Source organism: Aeromonas sp. R7-1 (assembly GCF_040908115.1).
Classification (GTDB): Bacteria; Pseudomonadota; Gammaproteobacteria; order Enterobacterales; family Aeromonadaceae; genus Aeromonas; species Aeromonas caviae.
The window spans coordinates 71,034-96,324 of sequence record NZ_JBFODD010000030.1; the positions used below are offsets into that span (position 1 = coordinate 71,034).

At 63.7% G+C, this 25,291-nt stretch carries 27 protein-coding genes; 17 read left to right on the forward strand and 10 right to left on the reverse strand.

The annotated features are described in order from the left end of the window. Positions 1 to 28: 28 nt before the first annotated feature. On the forward strand, positions 29 to 1,531 hold the full coding sequence (gene glpK, locus AB5Y51_RS06770) for a glycerol kinase GlpK (protein WP_010674229.1): 1,503 nt from the start codon (positions 29 to 31) through the stop codon (positions 1,529 to 1,531). A gap of 196 nt (positions 1,532 to 1,727) precedes the next feature. Here the strand turns inward: glpK and AB5Y51_RS06775 are convergent, their stop codons facing one another. Next, complete coding sequence (locus tag AB5Y51_RS06775) at positions 1,728 to 2,630, reverse strand: LysR family transcriptional regulator (RefSeq protein ID WP_041212776.1); 903 nt, start codon at positions 2,628 to 2,630, stop codon at positions 1,728 to 1,730. A 168-nt stretch (positions 2,631 to 2,798) separates the two neighbouring features. On the opposite strand from AB5Y51_RS06775, the gene AB5Y51_RS06780 reads away from it, so the two are divergent. The 6 genes from AB5Y51_RS06780 to AB5Y51_RS06805 all read left to right on the forward strand — a co-directional run bounded on the left by AB5Y51_RS06780 (position 2,799) and on the right by AB5Y51_RS06805 (position 7,453). Then, positions 2,799 to 3,185 (forward strand): DUF6404 family protein, encoded by a 387-nt coding sequence (locus AB5Y51_RS06780; RefSeq protein ID WP_069784877.1) that lies wholly within the window; start codon positions 2,799 to 2,801, stop codon positions 3,183 to 3,185. 19 nt (positions 3,186 to 3,204) lie between these two features. After that, positions 3,205 to 3,567 carry a VOC family protein gene (locus tag AB5Y51_RS06785; protein WP_368178197.1) on the forward strand — a complete coding sequence of 121 codons (363 nt, stop codon included), beginning with the start codon at positions 3,205 to 3,207 and terminating at the stop codon, positions 3,565 to 3,567. A gap of 240 nt (positions 3,568 to 3,807) precedes the next feature. Next, the gene (locus tag AB5Y51_RS06790) at positions 3,808 to 4,542 is read left to right on the forward strand and encodes a hypothetical protein (protein WP_319911190.1); all 735 of its coding nucleotides are present in this window, start codon (positions 3,808 to 3,810) and stop codon (positions 4,540 to 4,542) included. A 142-nt stretch (positions 4,543 to 4,684) separates the two neighbouring features. Continuing rightward, positions 4,685 to 4,975, forward strand: a complete 291-nt coding sequence (locus AB5Y51_RS06795) for a putative quinol monooxygenase (protein ID WP_010674225.1) — start codon at positions 4,685 to 4,687, stop codon at positions 4,973 to 4,975. Between the two features lie 67 nt (positions 4,976 to 5,042). Continuing rightward, positions 5,043 to 5,846, forward strand: coding sequence for a 2,5-didehydrogluconate reductase DkgB (dkgB, locus tag AB5Y51_RS06800; protein ID WP_239053290.1), 804 nt, complete (start codon positions 5,043 to 5,045; stop codon positions 5,844 to 5,846). A gap of 437 nt (positions 5,847 to 6,283) precedes the next feature. Then, entirely contained in the window at positions 6,284 to 7,453 is a 1,170-nt protein-coding gene (locus tag AB5Y51_RS06805; RefSeq protein WP_183148691.1) for an MFS transporter, read from the forward strand. 62 nt (positions 7,454 to 7,515) lie between these two features. Here AB5Y51_RS06805 and AB5Y51_RS06810 read toward each other — a convergent pair whose 3' ends face one another. The 3 genes from AB5Y51_RS06810 to AB5Y51_RS06820 are packed head-to-tail and all read right to left on the reverse strand — an operon-like array spanning position 7,516 to position 10,356. Then, entirely contained in the window at positions 7,516 to 7,629 is a 114-nt protein-coding gene (locus AB5Y51_RS06810) for a CydX/CbdX family cytochrome bd oxidase small subunit (RefSeq protein WP_010674207.1), read from the reverse strand. Positions 7,630 to 7,657: 28 nt separating this feature from the next. Further along, positions 7,658 to 8,785, reverse strand: coding sequence for a cytochrome d ubiquinol oxidase subunit II (cydB, locus tag AB5Y51_RS06815; RefSeq protein WP_048207354.1), 1,128 nt, complete (start codon positions 8,783 to 8,785; stop codon positions 7,658 to 7,660). Continuing rightward, positions 8,785 to 10,356 (reverse strand): cytochrome ubiquinol oxidase subunit I, encoded by a 1,572-nt coding sequence (locus AB5Y51_RS06820; protein WP_368178198.1) that lies wholly within the window; start codon positions 10,354 to 10,356, stop codon positions 8,785 to 8,787. Before AB5Y51_RS06820 ends, cydB begins: the two co-directional genes overlap by 1 nt. 120 nt (positions 10,357 to 10,476) lie before the next feature. Between AB5Y51_RS06820 and AB5Y51_RS06825 the strand changes: the two genes are divergently transcribed. Next, positions 10,477 to 11,925 carry a PLP-dependent aminotransferase family protein gene (locus AB5Y51_RS06825; RefSeq protein ID WP_368178199.1) on the forward strand — a complete coding sequence of 483 codons (1,449 nt, stop codon included), beginning with the start codon at positions 10,477 to 10,479 and terminating at the stop codon, positions 11,923 to 11,925. A gap of 26 nt (positions 11,926 to 11,951) precedes the next feature. On the opposite strand, the gene AB5Y51_RS06830 is transcribed toward AB5Y51_RS06825, so the two are convergent. Together AB5Y51_RS06830 and AB5Y51_RS06835 are read right to left on the reverse strand one after the other, a co-directional pair. Then, on the reverse strand, positions 11,952 to 12,410 hold the full coding sequence (locus AB5Y51_RS06830) for a GNAT family N-acetyltransferase (RefSeq protein WP_039038605.1): 459 nt from the start codon (positions 12,408 to 12,410) through the stop codon (positions 11,952 to 11,954). 159 nt (positions 12,411 to 12,569) lie between these two features. Beyond that, entirely contained in the window at positions 12,570 to 13,220 is a 651-nt protein-coding gene (locus AB5Y51_RS06835) for a tellurite resistance TerB family protein (protein WP_042015902.1), read from the reverse strand. 172 nt (positions 13,221 to 13,392) lie between these two features. Here AB5Y51_RS06835 and AB5Y51_RS06840 point away from each other — a divergent pair, with 172 nt between their 5' ends. From AB5Y51_RS06840 to AB5Y51_RS06850, 3 genes are all read left to right on the forward strand, one after another. Beyond that, on the forward strand, positions 13,393 to 13,860 hold the full coding sequence (locus tag AB5Y51_RS06840) for an acyl-CoA thioesterase (protein ID WP_010674201.1): 468 nt from the start codon (positions 13,393 to 13,395) through the stop codon (positions 13,858 to 13,860). Positions 13,861 to 13,939: 79 nt separating this feature from the next. Continuing rightward, on the forward strand, positions 13,940 to 14,095 hold the full coding sequence (gene rsmS, locus AB5Y51_RS06845; RefSeq protein ID WP_010674200.1) for a pleiotropic regulatory protein RsmS: 156 nt from the start codon (positions 13,940 to 13,942) through the stop codon (positions 14,093 to 14,095). 20 nt (positions 14,096 to 14,115) lie between these two features. Next, complete coding sequence (locus AB5Y51_RS06850; RefSeq protein ID WP_039038603.1) at positions 14,116 to 14,583, forward strand: GyrI-like domain-containing protein; 468 nt, start codon at positions 14,116 to 14,118, stop codon at positions 14,581 to 14,583. Positions 14,584 to 14,599: 16 nt separating this feature from the next. Here AB5Y51_RS06850 and AB5Y51_RS06855 read toward each other — a convergent pair whose 3' ends face one another. Then, complete coding sequence (locus AB5Y51_RS06855; RefSeq protein WP_201872754.1) at positions 14,600 to 15,442, reverse strand: LysR family transcriptional regulator; 843 nt, start codon at positions 15,440 to 15,442, stop codon at positions 14,600 to 14,602. 115 nt (positions 15,443 to 15,557) lie between these two features. Here AB5Y51_RS06855 and AB5Y51_RS06860 point away from each other — a divergent pair, with 115 nt between their 5' ends. Continuing rightward, on the forward strand, positions 15,558 to 16,067 hold the full coding sequence (locus AB5Y51_RS06860; protein ID WP_368178200.1) for a nucleoside deaminase: 510 nt from the start codon (positions 15,558 to 15,560) through the stop codon (positions 16,065 to 16,067). Then, the gene (locus AB5Y51_RS06865; protein WP_368178201.1) at positions 16,060 to 17,292 is read left to right on the forward strand and encodes an MFS transporter; all 1,233 of its coding nucleotides are present in this window, start codon (positions 16,060 to 16,062) and stop codon (positions 17,290 to 17,292) included. Before AB5Y51_RS06860 ends, AB5Y51_RS06865 begins: the two co-directional genes overlap by 8 nt. A gap of 93 nt (positions 17,293 to 17,385) precedes the next feature. Here the strand turns inward: AB5Y51_RS06865 and rluF are convergent, their stop codons facing one another. Continuing rightward, complete coding sequence (gene rluF, locus AB5Y51_RS06870; RefSeq protein WP_368178202.1) at positions 17,386 to 18,399, reverse strand: 23S rRNA pseudouridine(2604) synthase RluF; 1,014 nt, start codon at positions 18,397 to 18,399, stop codon at positions 17,386 to 17,388. A 571-nt stretch (positions 18,400 to 18,970) separates the two neighbouring features. On the opposite strand from rluF, the gene gdhA reads away from it, so the two are divergent. Further along, the gene (gene gdhA / locus AB5Y51_RS06875; protein WP_010674195.1) at positions 18,971 to 20,314 is read left to right on the forward strand and encodes an NADP-specific glutamate dehydrogenase; all 1,344 of its coding nucleotides are present in this window, start codon (positions 18,971 to 18,973) and stop codon (positions 20,312 to 20,314) included. A gap of 143 nt (positions 20,315 to 20,457) precedes the next feature. After that, positions 20,458 to 20,673: a DUF3955 domain-containing protein gene (locus AB5Y51_RS06880; RefSeq protein ID WP_368178203.1), complete on the forward strand. Its 216-nt coding sequence runs from the start codon at positions 20,458 to 20,460 to the stop codon at positions 20,671 to 20,673. A gap of 12 nt (positions 20,674 to 20,685) precedes the next feature. Here the strand turns inward: AB5Y51_RS06880 and AB5Y51_RS06885 are convergent, their stop codons facing one another. Continuing rightward, a complete protein-coding gene (locus tag AB5Y51_RS06885) occupies positions 20,686 to 21,054 on the reverse strand; it encodes a VOC family protein (protein WP_041212762.1) in 369 nt (122 codons plus the stop codon). Between the two features lie 213 nt (positions 21,055 to 21,267). On the opposite strand from AB5Y51_RS06885, the gene AB5Y51_RS06890 reads away from it, so the two are divergent. Next, the gene (locus AB5Y51_RS06890) at positions 21,268 to 21,972 is read left to right on the forward strand and encodes an HNH endonuclease (RefSeq protein ID WP_368178204.1); all 705 of its coding nucleotides are present in this window, start codon (positions 21,268 to 21,270) and stop codon (positions 21,970 to 21,972) included. A 47-nt stretch (positions 21,973 to 22,019) separates the two neighbouring features. On the opposite strand, the gene AB5Y51_RS06895 is transcribed toward AB5Y51_RS06890, so the two are convergent. Further along, entirely contained in the window at positions 22,020 to 22,607 is a 588-nt protein-coding gene (locus tag AB5Y51_RS06895) for a histidine phosphatase family protein (protein WP_324036064.1), read from the reverse strand. 448 nt (positions 22,608 to 23,055) lie between these two features. Between AB5Y51_RS06895 and AB5Y51_RS06900 the strand changes: the two genes are divergently transcribed. Then, positions 23,056 to 25,164: a bifunctional diguanylate cyclase/phosphodiesterase gene (locus AB5Y51_RS06900; RefSeq protein WP_227656147.1), complete on the forward strand. Its 2,109-nt coding sequence runs from the start codon at positions 23,056 to 23,058 to the stop codon at positions 25,162 to 25,164. The last annotated feature ends 127 nt before the right edge of the window (positions 25,165 to 25,291 follow it).

Sequence of the window (25,291 nt, forward strand, 5' to 3'; positions counted from 1 at the left end):
CGTGGAAAATAAAAACGTGGAGAACATCATGTCTGCTGAAAAGAAATTTGTCGTTGCGCTGGACCAGGGCACCACCTCCTCCCGTGCCATTGTCTTCGATCAGGACGCCAACATCGTCGCGACCTCCCAGCGCGAATTCACCCAGCACTACCCGAAAGCGGGCTGGGTCGAGCACGACCCCATGGAGATCTGGGCGACCCAGTCCTCCGTCTTCACCGAAGTGCTGGCCAAGAGCGGCCTGCACAGCGAGCAGATCGCCGCCATCGGCATCACCAACCAGCGTGAAACCACCGTCGTCTGGGAAAAGGCCACCGGCAAGCCCATCTACAACGCCATCGTCTGGCAGTGCCGCCGCACCGCGGCCATCTGTGAAGAGCTCAAGGCCCGGGGCCTTGAAGAGTACGTTCGCGAAAACACCGGCCTGGTGCTGGATGCCTACTTCTCCGGCACCAAGGTGAAGTGGATCCTGGACAACGTGGAAGGGGCCCGCGAGAAGGCAATGAACGGCGAGCTGCTGTTCGGCACCATCGACACCTGGCTGGTGTGGAAGATGACCAACGGCGAGGTGCACGTCACCGACCCGACCAACGCCTCGCGCACCATGCTCTACAACATCCGCGACCTGAAGTGGGATGAGCGCATGCTGGACGAGCTGGGCATCCCCGCCTCCATGCTGCCGCAAGTCAAACCCTCCTCCGAGGTCTATGGCTACACCACCCGTGGCGGCGGCGCCCGCATCCCCATCGCCGGTATCGCCGGTGACCAGCAGTCCGCCCTGTTCGGCCAGCTCTGCTTCGAAAAAGGGATGGCCAAGAACACCTACGGTACCGGCTGCTTCATGCTGATGAACACCGGCACCGAGCCGGTTCGTTCCAGCAACGGCCTGCTGACCACGGTCGCCATCGGCCCGAAAGGGGAAGTGAACTACGCACTGGAAGGGGCGGTCTTCATGGGCGGCGCCACCATCCAGTGGCTGCGTGACGAGCTCAAGATCATCCACGATGCCCGCGATACCGACTACTTCGCGAGCAAGGTAGGCGACACCAACGGCGTCTACCTGGTGCCGGCCTTCGTGGGCCTGGGCGCCCCCTACTGGGATCCGTATGCTCGCGGCACCATGGTCGGCCTGACCCGTGGCGCCAACCGCAACCACATCATCCGTGCGGCGCTCGAATCCATCGCCTACCAGAGCCGCGACGTGCTGGATGCCATGCAACAGGACTCCGGCATCAAGCTGGCAGCCCTGAAGGTGGATGGCGGCGCCGTGGCCAACGACTTCCTGATGCAGTTCCAGGCTGACATGATGCACACCCCTGTGGTGCGTCCGACCCGCATCGAGACCACCGCCATGGGCGCCGCCTTCCTGGCCGGCCTCGCCGTGGGCTTCTGGAAGAGCTCCGAAGAGCTGGAAGACAAGTTCAGCGTGGACCGCGAGTTCATCCCGCAGATGGACCGCGACGATCGCGCCAAGCGCTACAGCGGCTGGAAGAAGGCGGTGGAACGTTCACGCCGCTGGGCCGAAGAGGAGTGATGGGGTAACCGACGCATCCTTGAGATGAAAAAAGCAAAGAGGCCGACAGCGATGTCGGCCTCTTTATATTGGCGAGCGCGAGTGTTCTGACTGCCCCCGACCCCAACCCTTCCCTTGCCAAGGGGTGGAAGAAAATGCCCCCTCCCCCCTCGTGGAGGGGGAGGCCGGGAGGGGGTTTGAACTGTCGGCATACCCTCTACAACGCTTCAGCGCCGAGCTGCTCTTTCAGGAAATCGAGCCAGACCCGCAGCCGGATGTCCCGCTGGGCATCGGAGTAGAAGACCGCATGGATGGGGCGCGAAGCGCCGCTGTTGCTGCGGGCCAGCACCTCCACCAGCGCCCCGCTCGCCCTGTCATCTCCTGTCATGAAGTCCGACAGGCAGACGATCCCCTGCCCCGCCAGCGCCAGCTGACGCAAGGTTTCCCCGCTGCTGGCCCGCAGGGTCGGGGTGATGGCGAATCGGTCCCCCTGCTCCTCGCTCAATAGGGGCCAATGATTGAGGTGATCGGGGTGCAAAAAACCGAGCAGCTCGTGGCCAGCCAGCAAGTCAGCTGGCTGGCGTGGGGTACCGCGTGCCTTCAGATAGTCGGGGGAGGCCAGCAGCCGCAGCCGCGAGCGGCCAAGGGGCAGGGCCCGCAGGGAGGAGTCCGTCAGCTCGCCGATGCGAATGGCCATGTCCACCCGCCGCTCCATCAGGTTGATGAAGCCCTCGGAGCTGTGCAGTTGCAGCTCGATGGCGGGGTAGCGGCGGCGAAACTCGCCGATGATGGGCACCAATCTATGCAGGATGAAGGGGGTGGCGGCGTCCACCCGCAATATGCCCTCCGGCTGCTCCCGGCGCATCAGCAACAATCCTTCTGCCTCGCTCATCTCGGTCAGGATCTTCACCGCCCGCTGATAGAACCAGCTCCCCTCCTCGGTCAGGCTGACCCGCCTCGTGGTGCGGTTGAGGAGCACGGTGGCGAGCTTCTCTTCGAGGCGCTTGATGCCGCGGCTCACCACGGAATTGTCCATGCCGAGATTCTCCGCCGCCTGGCGAAAGCTGCCCGCCTCCACCACGGCCACAAACAGGGTCAATTCATCGGAATGGGTCTTCATTGTTGTCATCCTGGCAAGAGTAATGGGTCTTTATAGGTGCAATGGCCGGGAGTTGGCAAGACAGGCGTCGCTTCGTATCGTGACGCACCACCTGTTTTATCTGCGCCCTTGCCAGTACAATGCCGCCAACCGGCACCGTATGGCGCCACACTATGACAGGGACGATCCATGACATTCGACAACAGGCTGGCCGCCGCCCATCGGGAGCTGGCCGAGAAGGGCGTGCAAACGCTCAACTACAACCCGCCGATCATCTGGCTGCTGCGAAAGGCGGGGTTCACCATCAGGCCGCCCCACTACGAACGCTTTCTGATCAACGTTCTTGCCTTGGGACTCCCCATCGGCGCTATCTGGGGGGTGTTGATGTGGTGCCTCGGCTGGCAGGATGAGGTGAGCCCGGGGTTTGCCCTGCGCCAGAGCCTGCTGTTTGGCATCGGGCTCGGTCTGCTGATGGGGACCTGGTTCTGGTTTCGGCGCAAACAGCTCAAGCTGACCCCCTGGGACGCCTTGCCCCACTCAACGATCCGCACGCAAAAACGCTGGCAACCGAAATAATCACCGACAAGGAGAGCCCATGACCAAGGCCCATGAAAAACTGAACTATGTGGAGTTTGCGGCCAGGGATCTTGCCGCCACCAAAGCCTTCTTCATCGCCGCCTTTGGCTGGCAGTTTGCCGACTACGGCCCCGATTATTGCGCCTTCGAAGGGGAAGGGCTGGATGGCGGCTTCTACCGCGCCGAACCGTGCAGCCAGAGTGCTCAGGGCGGGGCCCTCCTGGTGTTCTACAGCGCCGATATCGAGGCGACCCAGAGCAAGGTAGCCGGCGCAGGGGGCACCATAGTGCGCCCCCTGTTCGATTTTCCCGGTGGCCGCCGTTTCCACTTTGTCGAGCCCAGCGGCAATGAATTTGCGGTCTGGTCGGAACCGGCGTCCTAAATGGTGAGGGGCGGTAAGGAAAAGTCCTTCCATCCCGGCCAGTTCACAAGAATATGTTAATATCTTGTATGCCGATTAAGATAAGAATTCATAATCTATCGCGTGATCTTATGTTGCTGCTCAATGTTATAGATAAACTTTATTTTTAACTCCGGCCCCTCCCGCTTTAATGAGATGGCTTCAAGTTATAACGATTGGTAATTAAAACAAACCATTGAAAAGACAAAATATGGATATGTCATGACCCTACTGAAAAAGTCTATAATAGCAGACGTTATACAAACATTAGATAGCTCTGAATTTTGTTCAGAAGACTTTAAATTGTCTTTCCCTGAAAATGGAAGCACCTTGTTATCCATAGTCTTCTTAGCAAAAGAGCAATATTATTTCTCTGTTAAGGAGGATAAGAAATCTGTTACTTCTTTTGCTAATCATGCTTTGATTGCACTAGGAAGAAACACTACAAATGAATACATTGATGAATTTAAATGCCACATGTCTCCGGGGAAATATAAAAATACAGAAATAGTTTCTCATAGCGAACTTGATAGTGCCATATCTCACATTCACACATGGACTAGACACATCAGAGAAGAATTAGTTAGCGCAAAATATGCAAACAATACAACACCAGATGATTTCCTTAAAGATATTCACCAATCGATTGATGAGTCTATAGAAAACCCCGATGATTATTTTAGCAAATCAGAGGCTGAGGCACTTCATCAAAAATTAGACTCCTTGCAAGCAAGGCTATCCGAATTAGAGTCAAAATACAATTTAACTGCAGCAGACAAAATAAAATTAGAGGCTACTATAGAAAAAACAAAGTCTGATATCGATGCTTTCCCAAAAGGTATTTGGTACAAAACAGCTGTAAGCAAGATCACCAAAACAATAAAGGAAGTTTTGAAAACTAGTGAGGGGCGCCAAGCCTTATATGATATGACAAAAAAACTTATAGATAGTCTCTAACAAATTTTTAGCCACCGCCCTTTGTCGGTGGCATTTATGTGTCCCATTGCTGCTCTTATCTCAATAGTGTTTTGCGACTGCTGCCCTGTATCCCCCAGTCTGGGGCGGGCATACTGACTCCCGTCTTAACGAGGAGGTTCAGATGCCATCCCCCCTGATTGTGATTGCCCAGCTTGACGCCAAACCCGAATTCGCCGCCCAGTTTCGCGCAGCCCTCGAGCCGCTGATCGCCGCTACCCTGCAAGAGCCAGGGTGCCTTCGCTACCAGTTGCATCAGAGCCTGGAGAGCCCCCACAGCTGGATGCTGTACGAGGAGTGGGAGAGCGAAACCGCCCTGCTCGCCCACCAGCAGCAGCCCCACTACATCGCCTTTGCCAGCCTCGCCTCCCCCTGGTTTGCCAACCGGGTCGTGAGCCGCTACCGGCGCGCCTGACTGCCTCCGCCCTCGGCGCAGGCAAAGCCCATCATTTGAGCGTAGAAACACTAACCTGAGGAATTTGATGATGAAGATGCCCAACCTGGGTCTTGGAACCTTCCGCCTGAAAGATCAGCCCCTTCGCGACTCCCTGCTCCAGGGGCTGGAACTTGGCTACCGTCATATCGATACCGCCCAGATCTATGACAACGAGGCCGAAGTGGGCCAGTTGATGAACGAGAGTGGCGTGCCCCGCCAGGATATTTACCTGACCACCAAGGTGTGGACCAGCGAGTTCGGTCCGGGCAAGGTGATCCCGAGCCTGGAAGTGAGCCTGGAAAAACTCGGCACCGACTATCTGGATCTGGCGCTCATTCACTGGCCCTCCCCCCAGGATGAGGTGCCGATGGCGGTCTATCTGGAGCAGCTCGCCGAGGCCAAAGCCCGGGGCCTGACCCGGGAGATCGGGGTCTCCAACTTCACCGTGGCCCAGCTCAAACAGGCCATCGAGATTTTGGGGCCGGGCGTCATCGCCCACCAGCAGGTGGAGATCCACCCCCTGCTGCAAAACCGCAAGGTGGTCGAATTCTGCCAGGAGCACGATATCGCCATCACCGCCTACATGCCGCTCGCCTATGGCAAGGTGCTCGCCGAGCCGCTGCTGATGGAGATCGGCCAGCGCCACGGCGTCTCGGCAGCCCAGGTGTCGCTGGCCTGGCTGCTGGCCCAGGGCATGACGGTGATCCCGAGCTCTACCAAACGGGAGAATCTGGCCGCCAACCTGGCTGCGCTGAAGGTACGGCTCAGCAGCGACGAGATGGCCGCCATCGCCACCCTGGATCGCGGTGAGCGCTGCGCCAACCCGGACTTTGCGCCGGATTGGGACTGATCCCCCTCATCCCCAGCCCTTCTCCCGCAAGGGGAGAAGGGAGCAAAGAAAACCCGACACCGTCGACGAGAACACCAGCGGGAGGCCCAGTGCCTCCCGCTTTTTTTGTCCCCAATACCGCGCGTCACCGCCGCCCGAGTCCTCCTCCAACACCTTCCCTCAATCCTTTACCTCTTACCTCATTTCTCTTTCCTCTTTTCTCTCTGTCCCGGCTCGCTCTGCACGGGTTGCCGCCGTGCGCGTTGTCTCTGCACCCACCTCGCGCGCTACAGCCGCTCTTGCCGCAGTTGCCTCGACCACTCCCACTACCCCATTTCACGGCCCCATTGCTGCTGATTTGGCAAAAGTAATTTGACGTTGCCGTCATTTTTACCAACAAACACCCTCGGCATACTGGCGCCATTCTCCCGTCGGGAGTCCCAATCCAAGGAGTTGTTATGCCACTGGCGTTATTTGCCCTCACCTTAAGTGCCTTTGCCATAGGCACAACCGAATTCGTGATCGTGGGGCTCATCCCCACCATCGCCGAGCAGCTCAATGTCTCGCTCCCCTCGGCAGGCCTCCTGGTCAGCCTCTATGCCCTTGGCGTCGCCATCGGCGCCCCCGTGCTCACGGCACTCACCGGCAAGCTGCCGCGCAAGTGGCTGCTGGTGGGGCTGATGGCCCTCTTCACCGTCGGCAACCTGCTGGCCTGGCAGGCCCCCGGGTACGAGAGCCTGATTGTGGCCCGCATCCTCACCGGGCTGGCCCACGGGGTCTTCTTCTCGGTAGGCAGCACCATCGCCACGGGTCTCGTGGCCAAAGAGAAGGCGGCCAGCGCCATCGCCATCATGTTCAGCGGCCTCACGGTCGCCCTGGTGACCGGCGTCCCGCTTGGCACCTGGATTGGTCAGGTTTTCGGCTGGCGCGAAACCTTCCTGGTGGTGAGCCTGCTCGGCCTCGTCGCCATGGTGGGCAGCCTGCTGCTGGTACCGGGGAACCTGCCGAAGGGGGCCGCCTCCAGCGTTCGCGAGCAGCTCTCGGTGCTCACCAGAAAGCCCTTGCTGCTGGTCTACGCCAAGACGGCGCTCGGTTACGGCGGTGCCTTCACGGCGTTTACCTTCCTCGCCCCCATCCTCCAACAGGTGAGCGGCTTTAGCGCCAGTGCGGTGAGCCTGATCCTGCTGGTGTACGGGGTATCGGTCGCCGTCGGCAATATCTGGGGCGGCAAGCTCGCCGACCGGATGGGCCCATTGCCCGCGCTGAAGCTGCTGTTCGCCGGGCTCGCCGTGGTGCTGCTGGTGCTCACCTTCACCGCACCGCACCCGGTGCTGGCGGTACTGACCGTGCTGGTGTGGGGCGCCTTCGCCTTTGGCAACGTGCCGGGTCTGCAGGTACTGGTGGTGAAACAGGCCGAGCGCCACACCCCCAATGCCGTGGATGTGGCCTCCGGCCTCAACATCGCCGCCTTCAACGTCGGCATTGCGCTGGGCTCCGTGGTCGGCGGTTTCGTGGTGGAGCACCTCGGCCTGATGCACACCCCCTGGATTGGCGCCCTCATCGTGCTGCTGGCCTACGGCCTCACCCATGTCAGCGAAGCGGGCGAGCGCCGCGCCGCCCTTGCCTGACCCCGGGCAAGCAAAAGGCCGACATCCTGTGTCGGCCTTTTTTCATGGGCAAGATGCGAGGCTCAGGGCTCCTTGAGATCCTCATCGGCGGCCCAGCGCGCCTCCAGCCAGAGCAGATTGACCAGCCCGCAGAGCAAGGCGAACCCCAGCCCCAGCAACCAGGTGAAATACCACATATCGCGTTGATCCTTGTGTTGAAGCGGATTAGTAGAGGCTGTGGCCGTGCTGGCGCACCTGCTCGGCGCTGACCCTGCCGCGCACCACCCGGTAGACCCAGAGGGTGTAGCCGATGTTGACCGGCATCAGTACTCCGACGATCCCCAGCATGATAAGCAGGGTGCGCTCGCTGGAGGTGCTGTCCCACAGGGTCAGGCTGCTGGCCGGATCCAGGGACGAGGGCAGCACGAAGGGGAAGAGCGCGATGGCCACGGTCAGCATCATGGCGGCGCAGGCACCACCGCTGGCCACGAGAGCCAGCCCGGACTTGCCGAGGCGGCTTGCCAGCGCGCACACCAGGGGCAGCAGGAGCCCGAGCACAGGCACAGCCCAGAGCACCGGATGGGCAACAAAGTTGCCAAGCCAGCCTGCCGGCACCGCCACCACCTCTTTCATCAGCGGAGTGAGGGCGCCGTTGAGATCGCCGATGGCCGTGATGCGATACCCCGCCATCTCTCCAAGCCAGACGCCACCAAGGGCAAAGAGGGCGCTCGCCAGGGGGCCGAGCCAGAGGGCGAGGCGGGTGCTGCGCGCCGCTATGGCTCCCTGTGTCTTGCACTGCAGGAAGCTGGCACCGTGCAGCAAGAGCAGCGCCAGCGCCGTCCCCATGGCGGTCAACAGCAGCGGCCAGTGGAACGCAAAGGCGCCATAGTGGATGCGAAGGGCCGCATCGAAGCGAAACGGCAGCCCTTGCAGCACCAGGCCAAGGGTGGCACCAAACACCAGGGTCGGCAGCAGACCGCCCACCACCAGGGCGCGGTCCCACCAGCGGCGCCAGACCGGGTCCGGCAGCTTGCTGCGATAGTCAAAGCCCACCGGGCGCAAAAAGAGGCCGAACAGCAGGAACATGAAGGGCACGTAAAGCGCCGAGAAGGCGGCGGCATAGACCAGGGGCCAGGCGGCAAACAGGGTGCCGGCACCGGCGATGAGCCACACCTGGTTGCCCTCCCACACCGGCCCCACGCTGTTGAGCAGCACCCGCCGCTCGTCATCCGTCTTGCCGACCACGGGCAACAGCATGCCGACCCCGAGATCGAAGCCATCCATCACCACGAAGCCGACCAGCAGGAAGAGCACCAGCCCCCACCAGATCACTTTCAGGGTTTCGTAATCCATCAGGCAGGACTCCCGTTTTGCAACACTTCACCTTGATAACGACCCATCTGCAGGCTGGCAGGCCCTTTGCGGATCACATGACGCAACAAGAACAGCTCCACCACCAGCAGGCTGCTGTAGATGAGGAAGATGGCGATGAGGCTGAACCAGAGCTGCCCCGGTTGCAGCAGGGAGACGGAGGCCGACACCGGCAGCACGTCGCTGATGGTCCAGGGCTGGCGACCGAACTCCGCCACGAACCAGCCCGCCTCGATGGCAATCCAGGGCAGAGGAATAGACCAGAGCAGGGCCCTGAGCAGCCGCGGGGATTGCACCAGCCTGCCCCGGCACAGCTGCAGGAAGGCGGCGGCAAAGAGCGCCAGCAGCGCCACGCCGATGCCCACCATCAGGCGAAAGCTCCAGAACAGCGGCGCCACCTGGGGGATGGAGTCCTCCATCGCCTTGGCGATGGCCCCCTCGTCCGCCTTGCCAATCTCCTTGGCATAGGGGGTGAGCAAGAGGCCGTAGCCGAGATCGGCGCGGTGGCGCTCGAAGGTGGCCCTGGCCTCGGTATTGCTACCATCCGCTCGCAGGGCTTCCAGGGCGTCGTACGCCTGCATGCCGCTGCGGATGCGCACCTCGTGCTGCGCTTTCAGATCTTTGAGGCCCGTCACCTGCTCATCCAGGGAGCGGGTGGCGATGATGCCCATCAGATAGGGTATCTTGATGGCCGCGTGGGTGGTCTCGGCACGCTGATCCGGCAGGCCGAACAGGGTGAAGGAGGCAGGAGCGGGTTCTGTCTCCCACTCCGCCTCGATGGCGGCGAGCTTGACCTTCTGCACCTCCCCCGAGCGATAGCCCGACTCGTCCCCGAGCACGATGACAGAGAGGATGGCCGCGAGGCCAAAACCCGAGGCGATGGCAAAGGATCGCAGGGCGAAGCGCACCTCCATGCCGCGCAGCAGATACCAGCTGCTCACCCCCATCACGAACAGGGAGGCCGCCACATAGCCCGCCGCCACCGTGTGGACGAACTTGACCTGGGCCACCGGGTTGAAGATGACCGCGGCCACGTCCACCAGCTCCATGCGCATGGTCATGGGGTTGAACTCGGCGCCGACCGGGTTTTGCATCCAGCCGTTGGCGATGAGGATCCAGAGGGCGGAGAGGTTGGAGCCGAGCGCCACCAGCATGGTCACCAGCAGGTGCTGACCGCGGGAGAGCTTGTCCCAGCCGAAGAAGAAGAGGCCCACCAATGTGGACTCGAGGAAGAAGGCCATCAGCCCCTCCACCGCCAGCGGGGTGCCGAAGATATCGCCGACATAGTGGGAGTAATAGGCCCAGTTGGTCCCGAACTGGAACTCCAGGGTGATCCCGGTGGTCACCCCCATCACGAAGTTGATGCCAAACAGCTTGCCCCAGAAGCGGGTGATGTCCTTGTAAATCACCTTGCCGGTCATCACGTAGGCCGACTCGGCGATCACCAGGATCCAGGACAGCCCCAGGGTGAGGGGCACAAACAGAAAGTGGAACATCGCCGTCGCCCCGAACTGTATTCGGGAGAGGCTGACCACATCATCCAGGCTTATCATGCATGACTCTCTATGTTGCATTTAACGGACAGGTTTTCGCCCGCCAAGTACACCATGGTCCATGACACCTATAACAGATGCAGTTATAGTGAAAAACACCTATAACAGTTTGGGCCCACCATGTCCCGCTACGGCCAGTTGGCAGACCAGCTGCAACAGCAGATCACGAGCGGCCTCTGGCAGCCGGGGGAGCGCATCCCCTCCATCCGTCAGAGCTGCAAGACCCATGGCCTCAGCCCCATGACGGTGCTCCAGGCCTATCAGTTGCTCGAAAGCCGGGGCCTCATCCTGGCGCGGCCCCAGTCCGGCTACTACGTCAAGGCCGCGAGCACGGCCCGGCGGGAGAGTCAGCCCCAGCAGGCCCGCTACAGCGGCTCGGTGGACATCAACGATCTGGTGTTCGAGGTGCTGCAGGCGAGCAAGTCACGGGAGCTGGTGCCCCTTGGCATGGCGGTGGCGGACCCGACCCTCTTCCCCCACCCCCAGCTCGGTCGGGCCCTCGGCAGTTGCATGCGCCGCCTCGATCCCTTCAGCACGGTGGCAGATCTGCCCCCCGGCAACGAGGCACTGCGCCGCGCCATCGCCCGGCGCTACGCCGGCGAGGGGATGGCGGTGGATCCCCAGCAGATCATCATCACCACGGGGGCCATGGAGGCGCTCTCCCTCAGTCTTCAGGTGCTGACCGAGCCCGGCGACTGGGTGGTGGTGGAGTCCCCCACCTTCTACGGCGCCCTGCAGGTCATCGAGCGGCTCAAGCTCAAGGTGGTGGAGATCCCGGTGATCCCCGGGGTGGGCATCGATCTCGCCCTGCTGGAGGAGGCCCTCGCCCAGCGCCCCGTCAAGGCGTGCTGGCTGATGGGCAATGTGCAGCACCCCCTCGGCCACACCATGCCGGATGAGCACAAGCAGGCGCTGATGGGGCTGCTCAACCGCAACCTGGTCCCCCTGGTGGAGGATGACGTCTATGCGGAGCTCTATGTCGGGCGCGAGCGGCCAAGGCCCATTACCCATTGGGATGCGCGGGGAGAGAGCCTGCTGTGCGGCTCCTGGACCAAGTGTCTGGCGCCCGGCTTTCGGGTCGGCTGGGTGGTGGCGAAGCGCCACGCCGAGCGCATCCAGCGGCTGCAACTGATGTCGACGCTCTCGACCAATGTGCCCAGTCAGCTGGCGCTGGCCGACATACTGCGCCAGGGCGGGGTGGACGCCCACTTTCGCCGCCTGCGCCACACCCTGGCCCAGCGCCAGCAGCAGATGCGGGCGGCCCTGATGCGCCTCTTCCCCGAGGCGCGCATCTCCTCCCCCGACGGGGGCTACTTTCTCTGGCTCGAATTTGACGCCCGCCTCGATGGCCGGGCGCTCTATGCCAGCGCCATCGAGCAGGGGGTCTCCATCGCCCCCGGGGCCCTCTTCTCCAGCCAGGGCCAGCACAACCACTGCCTGCGCCTCAACAGCTCCCATCCCTGGAGCCCGCAACTGGACGCGGCGCTCAACCGGCTTGCGGGCCTCATCGCCCGGCAACGGGAAACCTGGCAGAGCCCCCCTGACGCCTCACACGACAAGGGCCCGTAACGGGCCCTTTTGCAAGCGAGTGCGCCTTATCTGGCCATGGTCTGTGACTGGGCCTTGAAGCCCAGTCGCTCGTAGAGGGCCCTGGCCCGCTCGTTGAAAGCCATCACCTCCAGGCGCAGCTGGCTTGCGCCCCGAGCCTTGCCCCACTGGTCCCCGTGGGCGATCAGCGCCCGGCCGATGCCCCGGGAGCGCTGCCCCTCATCCACCACCACGGTCGTGATGCGGCAGACGGGCAGCTTGCTGAGAAAGGGGACGCTCTCGTTGAGGTCGATGCGGGCAGTGAGAAAACCCGCCACCTCCCCCGCCACCACCGCCACGCAGAAAAGACGCGCCTCGTCGGCTATGGCGCCGAGCAAGAAGGCCCTGTCCTCCGGGGACGGGGGGCAGAACACCTCGGGCACCTGCTCGAAGTGGAGCTGACCTATCTGCCGGTTCAGGGCCAAAATAGCGTCGATATCCTGTTCAGTTGCCTTGCGAATGTCCACCTGATGCTCCTTGCAGTGAGGGTCGCCAGCGAGGAAAGAGGCTCGGCGGTCACCCTTTGGAACCCGCATCTTATCGGCTCGTCACGGCAATCAACAGCCCCCGGCAACGACAAGGCCCCATGACGGGGCCTTGTGGACAATCCTGATGGCAATGCGGGCTCAGCCCGGCGCCCCCAGCTGGGCCACCTGGCGCTCTATGCTCCCCTTGAGGTTGTCATCCAGCTTCAAGGCCCGCGCCAGCTCGTCCAGATAGCCGCGCTCCATGAAGTGATCCACCTCGATGGTGAGCAGGGAGGCGAGGTAGACCTCGGTCGCCAGCTCCATGTCGGTCACTTCTCGCGCCAGGACATGGGGGTCAAGGGGGCGGGAGAGCTCGGCGTCAATCCAGCGGGCCGCATCCCGCTCCCCCTGTTCGGTCAGGTACTCCTGGATCTTCTGGCGCTCGGCGGCATCGATGTGGCCGTCGGCCCGGGCCGCCGCCACCATGGCGCGCACCAGCAGGTTGGCGCGGGCATCCAGGGCCTTGCCCTCCAGGGTGTCCAGGGGCTGGGTCGGCTGGGCCGGGGTGGACTGCTGGGTCTGCCAGTCCTGATAGAGTTTGTAGGCCAGCCCCCCGAGAGCCGCCGCGCCCCCCACCGCCGCCACCTTGGTGCCATATTTGCGCATCTTCTTGTTACCAAGCAGCAGCGCCATGGCCCCGGCGGCCAATCCCCCCTGCGCCATGCCCTTCATCTGGGCCTTGCGCGTGTCACCACCGTCGTTGAGCCAGCCCTTGCCAGCTCCCATCAATTGCTCCAGCATCTGTTTCATGGGGCCTCCTCCCTCGCGTGATGAGTCATGCTGGGCCGCCTGCGCTGAACTCAAGGTGAATGACGGCGCAGGCAAGAAAGGCGCTGGTTGGATCAGTACCGGCCCCGACCGCTGCTATTGTCCCCGGGGGACAGCCAAGGAGTCCCCCCTTGCCTCGACATAAGGAAGTACCATGAGCGCCCGTGAACTGACCCTGCAATTTCTCGCCGAACCCGCCGACGTCAACTTTGGCGGCAAAGTCCATGGCGGCATGGTGATGAAGTGGATTGACCAGGCCGGCTACGCCTGCGCCGCCGGCTGGTGTGGCGGCTATGCCGTCACCGTCTATGTGGGGGGCATCCGCTTCTTGCGCCCCATCCAGATAGGCCAACTGGTGGAGGTGCACGCCAAGGTGATCCACACCGGCACCACCAGCATGCACCTGGCGGTGGATGTCTACAGCCGCCACCCCACCGACCCGGAGCGGCGCAAGACCACCCACTGCATCATCATCTTCGTGGCCATGGACGAGCATGGCAAACCCACTCCGGTGCCCCAGTGGCAGCCGGTGAGCGAGAGCGATCTGCAGTTGCAGCAGTACGCCAAAAAGCTGATGGCCCTGCGCGAGGAGCTGGACAAGGAGATGCGCCAGCACATGTGACCCGCCCCGGGCAGCCGGGGCGTGTCTTCGCGCCGCCGGGCGCTATAATGGCGACCACCCTTGCCCTTGAGAACCCAAGATGTCCCTGGAAAATGCCCCCCCCGAGGTCCAGCTCGCGGTGGATCTGATTGAACTGCTGGAAACCAACCACATCGCCCCCGCGCTGGCCCTGGCGGCACTCGCCATCGTTCGCCGGGATTATGAGCGCAAGCTCGAGGAAGGTCGGGAGGCCTGAGCGCCCCCGCAGGAGGCATCATGTCAGCACCCATTCGCATCGAACAAGGCCGCGCCATGCTCCTCGGGGGGCTGCGCCGTCACCACCCCTTCGAGCAGGGGGACTTCGCCGGCCAGTGGCGCGACCTCAGCGCCCTGCTTCCCCTGCCGGGGCAGCTCGGTGAGCACGCCTATGGCGTCATCTGCGCCGCCACCGACACCCACTGCGAATACCTCTGCGGGGTGGAGGTCGCCGCCCTGGAGGTGCTGCCTCCCGGGCTTGGCCGCATGCGCATCGCCCCCCAGACCTACGCCATCTTCTTGCATCAGGGGCATGTCGCGACCCTGCCGCACACCTGGCGCCAGGCCCTGGCGTGGCTCGCGCAGTCGGACTATCAATCTGCCCAGCAGCCGGATTTCGAGCGCTACGGCGCCCGCTTTGACGCCGCCACCGGCAGCGGCGAAGTGGAAATCTGGCTCGCCGTGGTGCCAAAACAGGCCCTGGCCTGACCCCTGGCCGCCCGGGCTACCTCGGCCCCATCACCTCGTCACAGAGCGCGATCAGCGCCTCCCCCAACCGGGCGAGGGGCTCGCTCGTGCCCGGCCCCTGGTGCAGGGCCAGCTCCACCGAGCGCACCGCAGGCCAGTGGGCCAGCACCACCTGATCCGGTTGCAACAGGCGCGCCGGCAGCAGGCTGACCCCGATCCCCGCGCTCACCGCCCCTTGCAGGCTGGCGAGACTGCCGCTCACGTAGGCGATGCGCCAGGGGATCCCCTCGGCATCCAGGGCGTCGGTCATCTGGCGCCGGTAGAGCCCCTCGCTTGGAAACACCACCAGAGGCAGGGGGTCGCGCCCGGCGGCGGGCCACTCCCGGCTGTCAATCCAGGCCAGGGGCTCGCGCCAGCGGGCGATGGGCTCCCCCTGGCCGCGCCCCTGCTTGATGAGGGCCAGATCCAGCTCTCCCCCTTCGAACGCCTGCCACAGGGCATGGCTGAGATCGCTTTGCACCTCCAGCCGCACCTGCGGGTGCGCGCGGGCGAAGGCGGCCAGCACCGGGGTCATGGCCCCCGCGGCAAAATCCTCCGGCACCCCGAGGCGCAGGGGGTGGCTCGCCTCGCTCACCCGCTCCCCCGCCCGGGCCAGCAGCCCCAGGATGCGGCGCGCCAGCCCGAGCAGGGTCTCCCCCTGGGCCGTGGTCACCACCTGGCGGCCGGATCGGTCGAGCAGGGTGCAGCCCAGCTGCTGCTCCAGGCGGCGCATCTGCTGGCTCAGGGTGGACTGGGTGAGGTGGATACGCTCGGCGGCGCGGGTAAAGCTGCCGGTTTCGACGATGGCGACGAAGCTCTGCAGCAATTGGGGGTCCAGCAGAGGGCGCTCCATGGGCAATCTCCATTTATAAAACCACTGGAAGTCATTTTATCATTTAATTTCCAAATGATGCGGCGACCCTCTAGGCTGCTGTCCTCCCCCTTTTTGCCAGGATATGACCATGCCACCCCCTTCCCAGTCCGGTGCCCGCCTCCTCAACTCCCTCACCGCCGCCTCGGCCCCCAGCCATCAGGAGTGGCTGGAGCAGGCCCTGCACCTGGCCCTGACCCATCGCCAGCAAGGGGGGCGCCCCTTCGCCGCCCTGCTGGTGAGGGAGAACCGGCTGGTGGCGAGCGCCGTCAACCGCATGCTGGAGGCGGGGGACCCCACCCGTCACGCGGAGCTGGAAGCGCTGCGGGAAGGGAGTCGCCAGGGGCCGCTGGCCGGGGCCATCGTCTATGCCAGCGGGCACCCCTGCCCCATGTGCCTGTCGGCCCTGGTGATGAACGGCATCCAGGCGGTCTACTACGCCTTTGACAACGACGATGCCGCCCCCTTCGGCTATGACAGCCGCGGGGCCTACGCGGCGCTGCGACTGCCGCTGAGTCCGCCGCCCCTGCCCCTCATCAAGCTGGCGAGCCCCATCGCGGCTGAAACCCTCTACGGTCCCCTGCCCCATGCATAAGCGCCGCCTCCCCCCGGGCAGCGGCGCCTTGCTGGTGCTGGTGATCCTCATCGCCCTCAACCTGCGCCCCTTCCTCACCGCCATCGGCCCCCTGGCCCCTCGCATCGACGCGAGGCTCGCCCTCGGGGTGGATACCCTGGCCTGGGTCACCCTGCTGCCCCTCTGGCTTATCGGGGTCGGCGTGCTGCTCACCCCGGCGCTCCTGGGTCGCACGGGCCCGCGCCCCCTGCTCGGGACGGCCCTGCTGTTGCTCGCCCTTGGCAGCGCCCTGCGCGTCGATCTGGCGAGCGGCACCCTGCTCATCGCCAGCGCCGCCCTGTGCGGGCTGGGCTCGGCCCTGGTGCAGGGGGTGCTGCCCGGCCTCATCAAGGAGGGGTTCGCCCAAAAGGTGCCCCTGGTGATGGGGATCTTCTCCGCCTGCATGATGGGGGGCGGGGCGCTCGGGGCCGTGCTCACCCCGCACCTTGCCGAGTATCTGGACTGGTCTCGGGCGCTGGCGCTCTGGGGCCTGCCGGTGCTGCTGGCCCTCGGCTGGCTGGCCTGGCGGGTGCCCCTGCCTGCCCCGGCCAGCACGCCCGCCCCCACCGGGGAGCAGCGGCTGCTCCCCCTGCCCCGCACCTGGCTGCTCATCGCCTGTTTTGGCATCATCAACAGCGGCTACGGCATCGTCGTGGCCTGGCTGGCCCCGGCCTACATGGCTGCGGGCTGGAGCGCCCAGCAAGGGGGCGAGCTGGTGGCCTGGCTCGCCCTGGCCCAGACCGCGAGCGGCCTTGGCCTGCCCCTGCTGGCAGCCGGTCGGCTGGACCGCCGCCCCTGGATGGCGCTGGCCATCGCCATGCAGCTGGCGGGCTTTGGCGGCCTCTGGCTCGCTCCCCAGACAGCCCCCCTGCTCTGGTGTTTGCTGTGCGGCGCCGGGCTTGGGGGGAGCTTCTCCCTCATCATGGTGATTGCGCTGGATCACCTGCCCGACCCGCGCCGGGCGGGCGCCCTCTGCGCCCTGATGCAGGGGGTCGGCTTCATGGTGGCGGCTACCGGCCCCTGGGTGGCGGCCCGCCTGCACCATGCAAGCGGTGACTTCGCCGCCGCCTGGCAGTGGCAGCTCGGCGCCCTGGTCCTGATGAGCCTGCTGGTGGTGCGTCTCAACCCGCACCACTACCCAAGGGCCATGGGCCTGCCCCCGAAGCAGACCATGGCTGTGCAGACGGCAGGCCACAAGCCTGCCTGATCCGGCGAGCACCGGCCTTGGGGGCCGGGGGCCAGAAAGCACAACACCGGCCTTGGCCGGTGTTGTTCATCAGGGTGCGGGAAGGCCTGGTGCTCAGCGCCCCTTCTTCTGGCGCCCGCCCTGCCCTGGCCGGGGTTTGCCCGGGGCGGGTTTGCCCCCCTTGCCGGGCGCGCTTTTACCTGCCCCCCCTTTGCTGGCAACCCCTTTGCCCGCCCCGCCCTTGCCTGCGGGGCTCTTCTTCTCGAAGGCCTCGGGGCCCGGCACATTGGGCCGCCCGCCAATTTCGTGATCGTCGCTGCGCCGCGGCTTCTTGCCCTGGGCCGGGGAGCCGGCCGCAGCCGCCTTGGGCTTGGCAACCTGAGCCCCCTTGGCCGGTTTGGCCTCGGAGGAGGAGTCCTCAATCAGCTTGAACAGCTCGATCAGCTCGTCGTCGGTGAGGTCGCGCCACTCCCCCACCGGCAGCCCCTTGAGGCTGACGTTCATGATGCGGATGCGCTCGAGCTTGGTCACCTCGAAGCCGAAGTGCTCGCACATGCGGCGGATCTGGCGGTTCAACCCCTGCACCAGGGTGATGCGAAACACGAAGGGGGCCTCTCGTTTCACCTTGCACTTCTTGGTGACGGTGCCGAGGATGGGCACCCCGGCCGCCATGCCCCGGACGAACTCGTCGGTCACCGGCTTGTCCACGGTCACCAGGTACTCTTTCTCGTGATCGTTGCCCGCTCGCAGGATCTTGTTCACCAGATCCCCGTGGTTGGTGAGGAAGATGAGCCCCTGGGAGTCCTTGTCCAGGCGCCCTATGGGGAAGATGCGGGTACTGTGGTTGACGAAGTCGACGATGTTGTCCTTCTCCCCCGCCTCCGTGGTGCTGACGATGCCCACCGGCTTGTTGAGGGCGATGAAGACCAGGCTGTCGGCTTCCCGCGGCTCGATCACCTGACCGTTGACCTTGACCAGATCCCCGGCAAACACCTGATCCCCCACTCCGGCCCGCTTGCCGTTGATGAAGACGTTGCCCTGCTCGATGAAACGATCGGCCTCACGACGGGAGCAGATGCCGCTCTCGCTGATGTATTTGTTCAGGCGCATGGATTCATCGGCCAGCATGGGTCACCTCCCCGGTCGGATGGGCCTTGAGAATGGCAGGCTGGATCAGCCGCGCTGTGGTCGGGTTCGTCTGCATACAACTCCATGAAATAAGGGCCTGCGCCCTGCATGTTCGGCAAAAAACGCCGCTACAGTAGCACATTGCACGCGCCCGCGCCCGGCCCCGTCGCACCCTGGCCGCTGGCTCTCGGGTGGTGCTGCCCCTGATGCAGCAGCAGGCCCCCCATTATCCAGCGTGCGGTGACGCCGCGGCCCTGATTGGGCTGCACCGCGCACTCCCCGCCTCTTTTCACTTCATGGTGCTCACTTCATGGGCCAGGCCCCCGCCGCCGAAGATAGGGTGCGGCCTTTGGCAGATAGCCAGATGATCTAACGCTTGATATTTATCCAGCAAAAATGCATAAAAAGATTTTGGTCATCGCGAATTATCTGCTCTGACCCGCCGACGACGGGAAATGACACCCCCATCGGGGCGCAACAACGGGCCCCTTGAGCCCCGCGAACCCTGAAGACGGGCATGATCCCCTCTCTGGCAGGACGCCACTTTCATCATTCACGACAGGAGTTAAAGATGAGTCATTCCCTCTCCCAGGAGGCCTTCCTGGCCCAGGTCGCCAGCCGCAACCCTCACCAGCCCGAGTTTATCCAGGCCGTGAGCGAGGTGATCGCCTCCATCTGGCCCTATGTGGAGCGCCACCCCCGCTACCTGCAACACGGCCTGCTGGAGCGACTGGTGGAACCCGAGCGCCTGGTGCAGTTTCGGGTAAGCTGGGTGGATGACCAGGGTCGGGTGCAGGTGAACCGCGGCTACCGGGTGCAGCACAGCTCCGCCATCGGTCCCTTCAAGGGCGGCATGCGCTTCCACCCCTCGGTGGATCTCTCGGTGCTGAAATTCCTCGCCTTCGAGCAGACCTTCAAGAACGCCCTCACCACCCTGCCCATGGGCGGCGGCAAGGGGGGCAGCGATTTCGATCCCAAGGGCAAGAGCGAAGGAGAAGTGATGCGCTTCTGCCAGGCCCTGATGCTGGAGCTCTATCGCCACTTGGGGGCCAACACCGACGTGCCGGCGGGCGACATCGGGGTGGGCGGGCGCGAGGTGAGCTACATGGCGGGCATGATGAAGAAGCTCACCAACAGCGCCGAGTGCGTCTTCACCGGCAAGGGACTCTCCTTTGGCGGCAGCCTCATTCGTCCGGAAGCCACCGGCTACGGCCTGCTCTACTTTGTCGACGCCATGCTGGCCCATCGCGGCCAGTCCCTCGATGGCCTGCGGGTCTCGGTGTCGGGCTCGGGCAACGTGGCCCAGTACGCCATCGAGAAGGCGATGGCCCTCGGCGCCCGGGTCATCACCGCCTCCGACTCCGGCGGCACCGTCTATGATCCGGACGGCTTCACCCCCGAGAAGCTGGCCCGCCTGATGGCGCTTAAAAACGAGCAGCGCAAGCGGGTCGCCGATTACGCCCATGAACTCGGGCTCGAGTTCTTCAGCGGCCGTACCCCCTGGCACCTGGCGACCGACGTCGCCCTCCCCTGCGCCACCCAGAACGAGCTGGATGCCGAAGATGCGGTGCAGCTTATTGCCAACGGCGTGCAGTTGGTGGCCGAGGGGGCCAACATGCCCTCCAGCGCCGCCGCCATCCGTCTCTTCCACGAAGCAAAGGTGCTGTTCGCCCCGGGCAAGGCGGCCAACGCCGGCGGGGTTGCCACCTCGGGCCTCGAGATGAGCCAGAATGCCCAGCGCCTCTCCTGGACCCGGGAGGAGGTGGACGCCCGCCTCAAGGGGATCATGACCAGTATCCATGCCACCTGTGTCCGTTACGGTCAGGATGATGGTCATGTGAACTACGAAAGCGGCGCCAATATTGCCGGCTTCGTCAAGGTGGCTGACGCCATGCTGGCGCAAGGGGTCTGCTGAGCGCCCTGGCCCGGGGCTTCCCCCTCAACACAACGGCAGCCCGAGGGCTGCCGTTGTGTTTTGTGCCTGGCGCGACTTCACACTCGCTTCACCCAGGCATGAAAGTCTCCCATCCGTTCCATCTCGCTGACGAGGATGACAAGATGACGATGAAAATAGGTGCCCTGCTGATCCTGGCCGGGCTCGGCTGCTTTGTGGCCTTCAACCTGCTGGGCTCCACCCTCGATGCCCAGGGCTTCCTGCACGAGCCCTTTGCCCTGCTTCCCTTGGGCTATCTGCTGCTCTTCATCGGCATGGTACTCAGCTTGCGCCCTCTACTGCGCAGGGCCCTCGCCAAAGGGGAAGAGAACCGGCCCTGATGCGCCAGGGGCTCAGCAATAACGGCTGATCTCGATGAGGTTCTGATCCGGGTCCAGGCAATAGACCGATTCGATGGGACCACAGGCACCGCTTTTCATCACAGGCCCCTCCACTATCTCGACCCCCTGGCTCGCCAGCTGGGCCATCACCTGATCCAGGGGCCAGCGGGTGATGAGGCAGAGATCCCCCGACCCCACCTGCGCCCGGTTGCGCGCCTCCTCCCCCAGCAACTGCAAATTGATCTTCTGGTTGCCAAAACGCAGCGCCCGGCGGCCTGCCCCGAAGGTGATGGGCTCCATCTTGAAGGCGCCGCTGTAAAATGCCACCGCCCGCTCAATGTCGCTGACCGTCAATACCAGATGGTCGATATGGCTGATCATGGTCTCTCCCTGTGGTGGTGATTACCGCACCATCATAGCCAGTCCCCTTGGCAGAGAGTGTGCCTTGGCCCGCAAAGCCTTTTATCCTGATGGCCCAACTGAAAGAGGCCATGAAGCCCCAACTACTGCTTGGCATCATCAATGTATTGATAATATGAGGGTTTATTAACCTTCCTACTGAATTGCGGCTTCGATTGAGTTAACCTTCTTGCAATGAAATACAACTCGGACGAGTCGGCTTTGCGCAACACATGGACAGAAGAAGAGTTAAGGGCGACGGTGACCGCCTATCTGGAGATGTACAAGAAGGAGTTGGAAGGCACTACCTTTGTCAAAAAGCACTATTACGCAGAGTTAGCGGCTCGATTCCAACGGTCCGATAAGTCGTTTGAATATCGGATGCAAAATATCTCTTACGTCTGCGTCTTGATGGGCAGAGCCTGGGTCTCTGGGCTAAAACCGGCCAAGAATGTAGGGGCGCAGAACGCGTCTATTATTGAACGCCTGATCTGTGAGTTAGACGGACAACCATTTAGCGGACAAGCAGAATTCGAACATCAGGTCATCCAATACAAGGAGAAACCCATCTCTCCTCATCCCCCAGGTATAGAAGAGCCATCCCCGCGCTACCTGACCACAACAAGTTATGTGAGGGATCCCCAGGTCAAAGCCTGGGTGCTGGTGGCCGCAGCCGCGAAATGTGAGGGTTGTGATGCACAAGCCCCCTTTACCACGGCAACCGGAGAACCTTTTCTCGAGGTGCATCACCTGCGCACCTTGGCTGACGGAGGCTCGGATACCATCAACAATACGGTGGCGCTCTGCCCTAACTGCCATCGCGAGCTTCACTATGGCGCCAATCAGGTAGAGAAACGCGATGCACTCTATCGAAAGCTACCCAGGCTGAAGAGAGAATAATCCCCAGCCCTCAAAGCGGCCCCCACGGCGGGCCGTTTTGATCTGGGTCAGCAGGCAATCCGCTCTATGCGACCGCCACTGAGTTTGAAGAAGGCATCCTGCGGCAGCTCCTGCAGCCAGGTGGTGGTGTAGTCAAGATCCACATAGGCGCCGCGCAGCATGGCGCCAAAGAGACCGTGAGAAACCACGATGGCCTGCTCGGCAATCTGCTCGTCCTCAAGCCATTGCCGGGCCCGGCCTTGAATGCTCTCAAAGCTCTCGCCATGGGGGGCCCGCAGATACCAGTCCGGCTCCTCCAGATCCAGCTCGGGGTGGGCCGCCAGCAGCTCGGGCACCCGGCGACCCTCCCACTCCCCCATCCCCAGCTCCACCAGCCGCTCGTCCCAGATGATGCGCTCCTGGTCCAAGCCAAGCTGCTGACACACCCGCTCCGCCGTCTGCCGTGCCCGGCCGAGGGGGCTGGCGTAGATCGTCCAGTCGGTGGGCTCGGCCAGGAGCTTGGCCAGACGGGCCCCCATGGCGAGGGCCTGGGCTTCGCCCCTGGGGGTCAGCTCGGAGTTGCAACGCCCCTGCAACCGCAATTCGGCGTTGTAACGGGTCTGGCCATGGCGCAGCAAATAGAGGGTTCGAGACATGGTTTCTCCAGCAGAGTCAACGAGATAAGAAAACAGGGGGAAGATGATAACAGATGTACCGGGTCAACCAAGACCCGGAGGATGCAGACTTGTGCTGACTCCTTGAGCGCCTGGTCTGCGGCGATCGTGAAAGGACGACAGGGGCTGCGAGCCTTTATCGCACAGGCGCCTTGTGCGCATACCACACGCCTTCGCCACGGGCCCGCCAGCGCCGTGGCAAGCGCCCCATGCTCTCCTATCTTGTTGTTCAGACGGGATAAAATGGGGATGTGCCGGTTTATCGGTCACAGGATGGCGGCCAATGCCAGAAAAGACAGAGTTTTTGCTCTGATCCGGGGGCCATTTTGGTACGTATCTCTGGCTCACGACAGGGACGCCTGGTGTACAATCTGCCACCCGATTTCCCCTGACCCGGCCCAGGCTCAGGCCCTGATGTACCCCAGAGTAAATGAACGTGACCCCAACCCACCCCATGCTCGACAGTTATTACAGCCAGGATCTGGTGTTCTTCTCCATCCTGGTGGCGGTGCTCGCCTCCTACACGGCGCTGACCATGACCAGCCGGGTGAGCCAGAGCCGGGGACGGGCCGCCGTGCTCTGGCTCGCGGGGGGAGCCTTCGCCATGGGGCTCGGCATCTGGTCCATGCATTTTATCGGCATGCTCGCCTTCAACCTGCCCATCGCGCTGGGATACGATCTGACCCTCACCGGTCTCTCCCTGGTGGCGGCCATCGGCTCCTCGGCCTTTGCGCTCTGGCTGGTGAGTCGTCCCCAGCTCCCCTGGCACCAGATCCTGTTCGGGGCCGTGCTGATGGGGGCCGGCATCGCCACCATGCACTACATCGGCATGGCGGCCATGAAGATAACGCCTGGCATCCACTACCTGCCTGGGCTCTTCATCCTCTCCATCCTCATCGCGGTCTTCGCCTCGGGTGCCGCGCTCTGGATAGCGTTTCGCCTGCGCAACAGCTCGCCCCGCGCCTTCTTCAGCAAGGCCCTCGCCTCCCTGGTGATGGGGGCGGCCATCATCGGCATGCACTACACCGGCATGGCGGCGGCCCAGTTCCCCGCAGAGAGCCTGTGCGGGGCCCTCTACACCGGTCTCAATACCCAGTGGCTGGCAACCGTGGTCATCATAGTGACCCTGGCGGTGTTCGCCATCGCCTTCGTGCTCTCCATGCTGGATGCCCACGCCGCCAGGCTCTCCACCTCCCTGCACCAGGCCCACGACGAGCTGCTCAAGCTAGCGCTCCATGACAGCCTGACCCGGCTGCCGAACCGGCTGCTGTTTGCCGATCGGCTGGAGCAGCGCATCCAGGAGTGCCAGCACAGCCAGCGCAGCTTCTCCCTGCTGTTTCTCGATCTCGACGGCTTCAAGATCATCAACGATGCCCACGGCCACCACACCGGGGATCTGCTGCTGGCCGAGGTGGCCCAGCGCATCACCGGCCTGCTCGGTGCCAGCGACACCGCCTCGCGCTTTGGCGGGGACGAGTTCGTGCTGGCCCTGGCGCCGGGGGATGTGAGCCAGACCACGGCCTTCGCCGAGCGACTGCTGGCCACCCTGGCCCAGCCCTATGAGTGGGAGCACCACAGCCTGCACATCACCGCCAGCATCGGCATTGCCGTCTATCCCCAGGATGGCACCAGCCTGCACGAGCTGACCCTCAACGCCGATGCCGCCATGTATTACGCCAAGGAGCAGGGGCGCAACGACTACTACTACTTCGACAGCGCCATGAACGCCAACGCCCACCAGCAGTTCCTGCTGCACAAGGAGCTGCAACACGCCCTGGAGCGGGGGGAGCTGGCCCTGCACTACCAGCCCAAATACTGTGCCCGCAGCGGCCAGGTGGTCGGCGCCGAGGCCCTGCTGCGCTGGCAGCACCCGGAGCATGGTGCCGTCTCGCCGGCCAGCTTCCTGCCGCTGGCGGAGAAGAGCAGGCTCATCATCCCCATCGGCAACTGGGTCATCGACGAGGCGTGCCGCCAGATGAGCGCCTGGCGGGCGGCGGGTCATCACGACTGGAGCGTGGCGGTCAATCTCTCCACCATACAGCTGGCGAGCCCCGGCCTGCTGGAGGAGGTGCAGGGCGCCCTCGCCCGCCATCGGCTCGAGGCCCGTCACCTGACCCTGGAGATCACCGAATCCACCGCCATGCAGAAGGCCGAGGAGAGCCTCGCCATCCTCAACCGTCTGGCCGAGCTCGGCCTTGGCATCTCCATCGACGACTTCGGCACCGGCTACTCCAGCCTGCTCTACCTCAAGCGCTTCCCCGCCAACGAGCTCAAGATTGACCGGGGCTTTGTCACCACCCTGGAGCGGGGAGGCGACGATGCCACCATCATCGCCGCCATCATCGCCCTGGGTCAGGCCCTGGAGATGCGCATCGTGGCAGAGGGGGTGGAAACCCCGGAGCAGCGCGACCTGCTGACCGAGCTGGGCTGCGACACCTTGCAGGGCTACCTGCTCGGACGCCCCATGACCGGGGAGCAACTGCTTGTCCACTGCGCTCCCGAGACTCCCCAACGGGTGCTGGAAGGTGTGCTTGCCTGACAAGCAGGTGGGGCGCTACGCCCGTGTCGCCAGGGTCATCACCAGCCCGATTGCGTCCCTTCACGACTCAAGGTAGTCTGCTGCAAGACTCGAATGCTCCTTTATCTTGCCGGGCGCATCGAGCGCC

What these genes read in the sequence shown, in the direction of transcription:
- glpK (WP_010674229.1), top strand. Translation starts at nt 29, where the DNA reads ATGTCTGCTGAAAAGAAATTTGTCGTTGCGCTGGACCAGGGCACCACC.
- AB5Y51_RS06775 (WP_041212776.1), bottom strand. Translation starts at nt 2,630, where the DNA reads ATGAAGACCCATTCCGATGAATTGACCCTGTTTGTGGCCGTGGTGGAG.
- AB5Y51_RS06780 (WP_069784877.1), top strand. Translation starts at nt 2,799, where the DNA reads ATGACATTCGACAACAGGCTGGCCGCCGCCCATCGGGAGCTGGCCGAG.
- AB5Y51_RS06785 (WP_368178197.1), top strand. Translation starts at nt 3,205, where the DNA reads ATGACCAAGGCCCATGAAAAACTGAACTATGTGGAGTTTGCGGCCAGG.
- AB5Y51_RS06790 (WP_319911190.1), top strand. Translation starts at nt 3,808, where the DNA reads ATGACCCTACTGAAAAAGTCTATAATAGCAGACGTTATACAAACATTA.
- AB5Y51_RS06795 (WP_010674225.1), top strand. Translation starts at nt 4,685, where the DNA reads ATGCCATCCCCCCTGATTGTGATTGCCCAGCTTGACGCCAAACCCGAA.
- dkgB (WP_239053290.1), top strand. Translation starts at nt 5,043, where the DNA reads ATGATGAAGATGCCCAACCTGGGTCTTGGAACCTTCCGCCTGAAAGAT.
- AB5Y51_RS06805 (WP_183148691.1), top strand. Translation starts at nt 6,284, where the DNA reads ATGCCACTGGCGTTATTTGCCCTCACCTTAAGTGCCTTTGCCATAGGC.
- AB5Y51_RS06810 (WP_010674207.1), bottom strand. Translation starts at nt 7,629, where the DNA reads ATGTGGTATTTCACCTGGTTGCTGGGGCTGGGGTTCGCCTTGCTCTGC.
- cydB (WP_048207354.1), bottom strand. Translation starts at nt 8,785, where the DNA reads ATGGATTACGAAACCCTGAAAGTGATCTGGTGGGGGCTGGTGCTCTTC.
- AB5Y51_RS06820 (WP_368178198.1), bottom strand. Translation starts at nt 10,356, where the DNA reads ATGATAAGCCTGGATGATGTGGTCAGCCTCTCCCGAATACAGTTCGGG.
- AB5Y51_RS06825 (WP_368178199.1), top strand. Translation starts at nt 10,477, where the DNA reads ATGTCCCGCTACGGCCAGTTGGCAGACCAGCTGCAACAGCAGATCACG.
- AB5Y51_RS06835 (WP_042015902.1), bottom strand. Translation starts at nt 13,220, where the DNA reads ATGAAACAGATGCTGGAGCAATTGATGGGAGCTGGCAAGGGCTGGCTC.
- AB5Y51_RS06840 (WP_010674201.1), top strand. Translation starts at nt 13,393, where the DNA reads ATGAGCGCCCGTGAACTGACCCTGCAATTTCTCGCCGAACCCGCCGAC.
- rsmS (WP_010674200.1), top strand. Translation starts at nt 13,940, where the DNA reads ATGTCCCTGGAAAATGCCCCCCCCGAGGTCCAGCTCGCGGTGGATCTG.
- AB5Y51_RS06850 (WP_039038603.1), top strand. Translation starts at nt 14,116, where the DNA reads ATGTCAGCACCCATTCGCATCGAACAAGGCCGCGCCATGCTCCTCGGG.
- AB5Y51_RS06860 (WP_368178200.1), top strand. Translation starts at nt 15,558, where the DNA reads ATGACCATGCCACCCCCTTCCCAGTCCGGTGCCCGCCTCCTCAACTCC.
- AB5Y51_RS06865 (WP_368178201.1), top strand. Translation starts at nt 16,060, where the DNA reads ATGCATAAGCGCCGCCTCCCCCCGGGCAGCGGCGCCTTGCTGGTGCTG.
- rluF (WP_368178202.1), bottom strand. Translation starts at nt 18,399, where the DNA reads ATGCTGGCCGATGAATCCATGCGCCTGAACAAATACATCAGCGAGAGC.
- gdhA (WP_010674195.1), top strand. Translation starts at nt 18,971, where the DNA reads ATGAGTCATTCCCTCTCCCAGGAGGCCTTCCTGGCCCAGGTCGCCAGC.
- AB5Y51_RS06880 (WP_368178203.1), top strand. Translation starts at nt 20,458, where the DNA reads ATGACGATGAAAATAGGTGCCCTGCTGATCCTGGCCGGGCTCGGCTGC.
- AB5Y51_RS06885 (WP_041212762.1), bottom strand. Translation starts at nt 21,054, where the DNA reads ATGATCAGCCATATCGACCATCTGGTATTGACGGTCAGCGACATTGAG.
- AB5Y51_RS06890 (WP_368178204.1), top strand. Translation starts at nt 21,268, where the DNA reads ATGAAATACAACTCGGACGAGTCGGCTTTGCGCAACACATGGACAGAA.
- AB5Y51_RS06895 (WP_324036064.1), bottom strand. Translation starts at nt 22,607, where the DNA reads ATGTCTCGAACCCTCTATTTGCTGCGCCATGGCCAGACCCGTTACAAC.
- AB5Y51_RS06900 (WP_227656147.1), top strand. Translation starts at nt 23,056, where the DNA reads ATGAACGTGACCCCAACCCACCCCATGCTCGACAGTTATTACAGCCAG.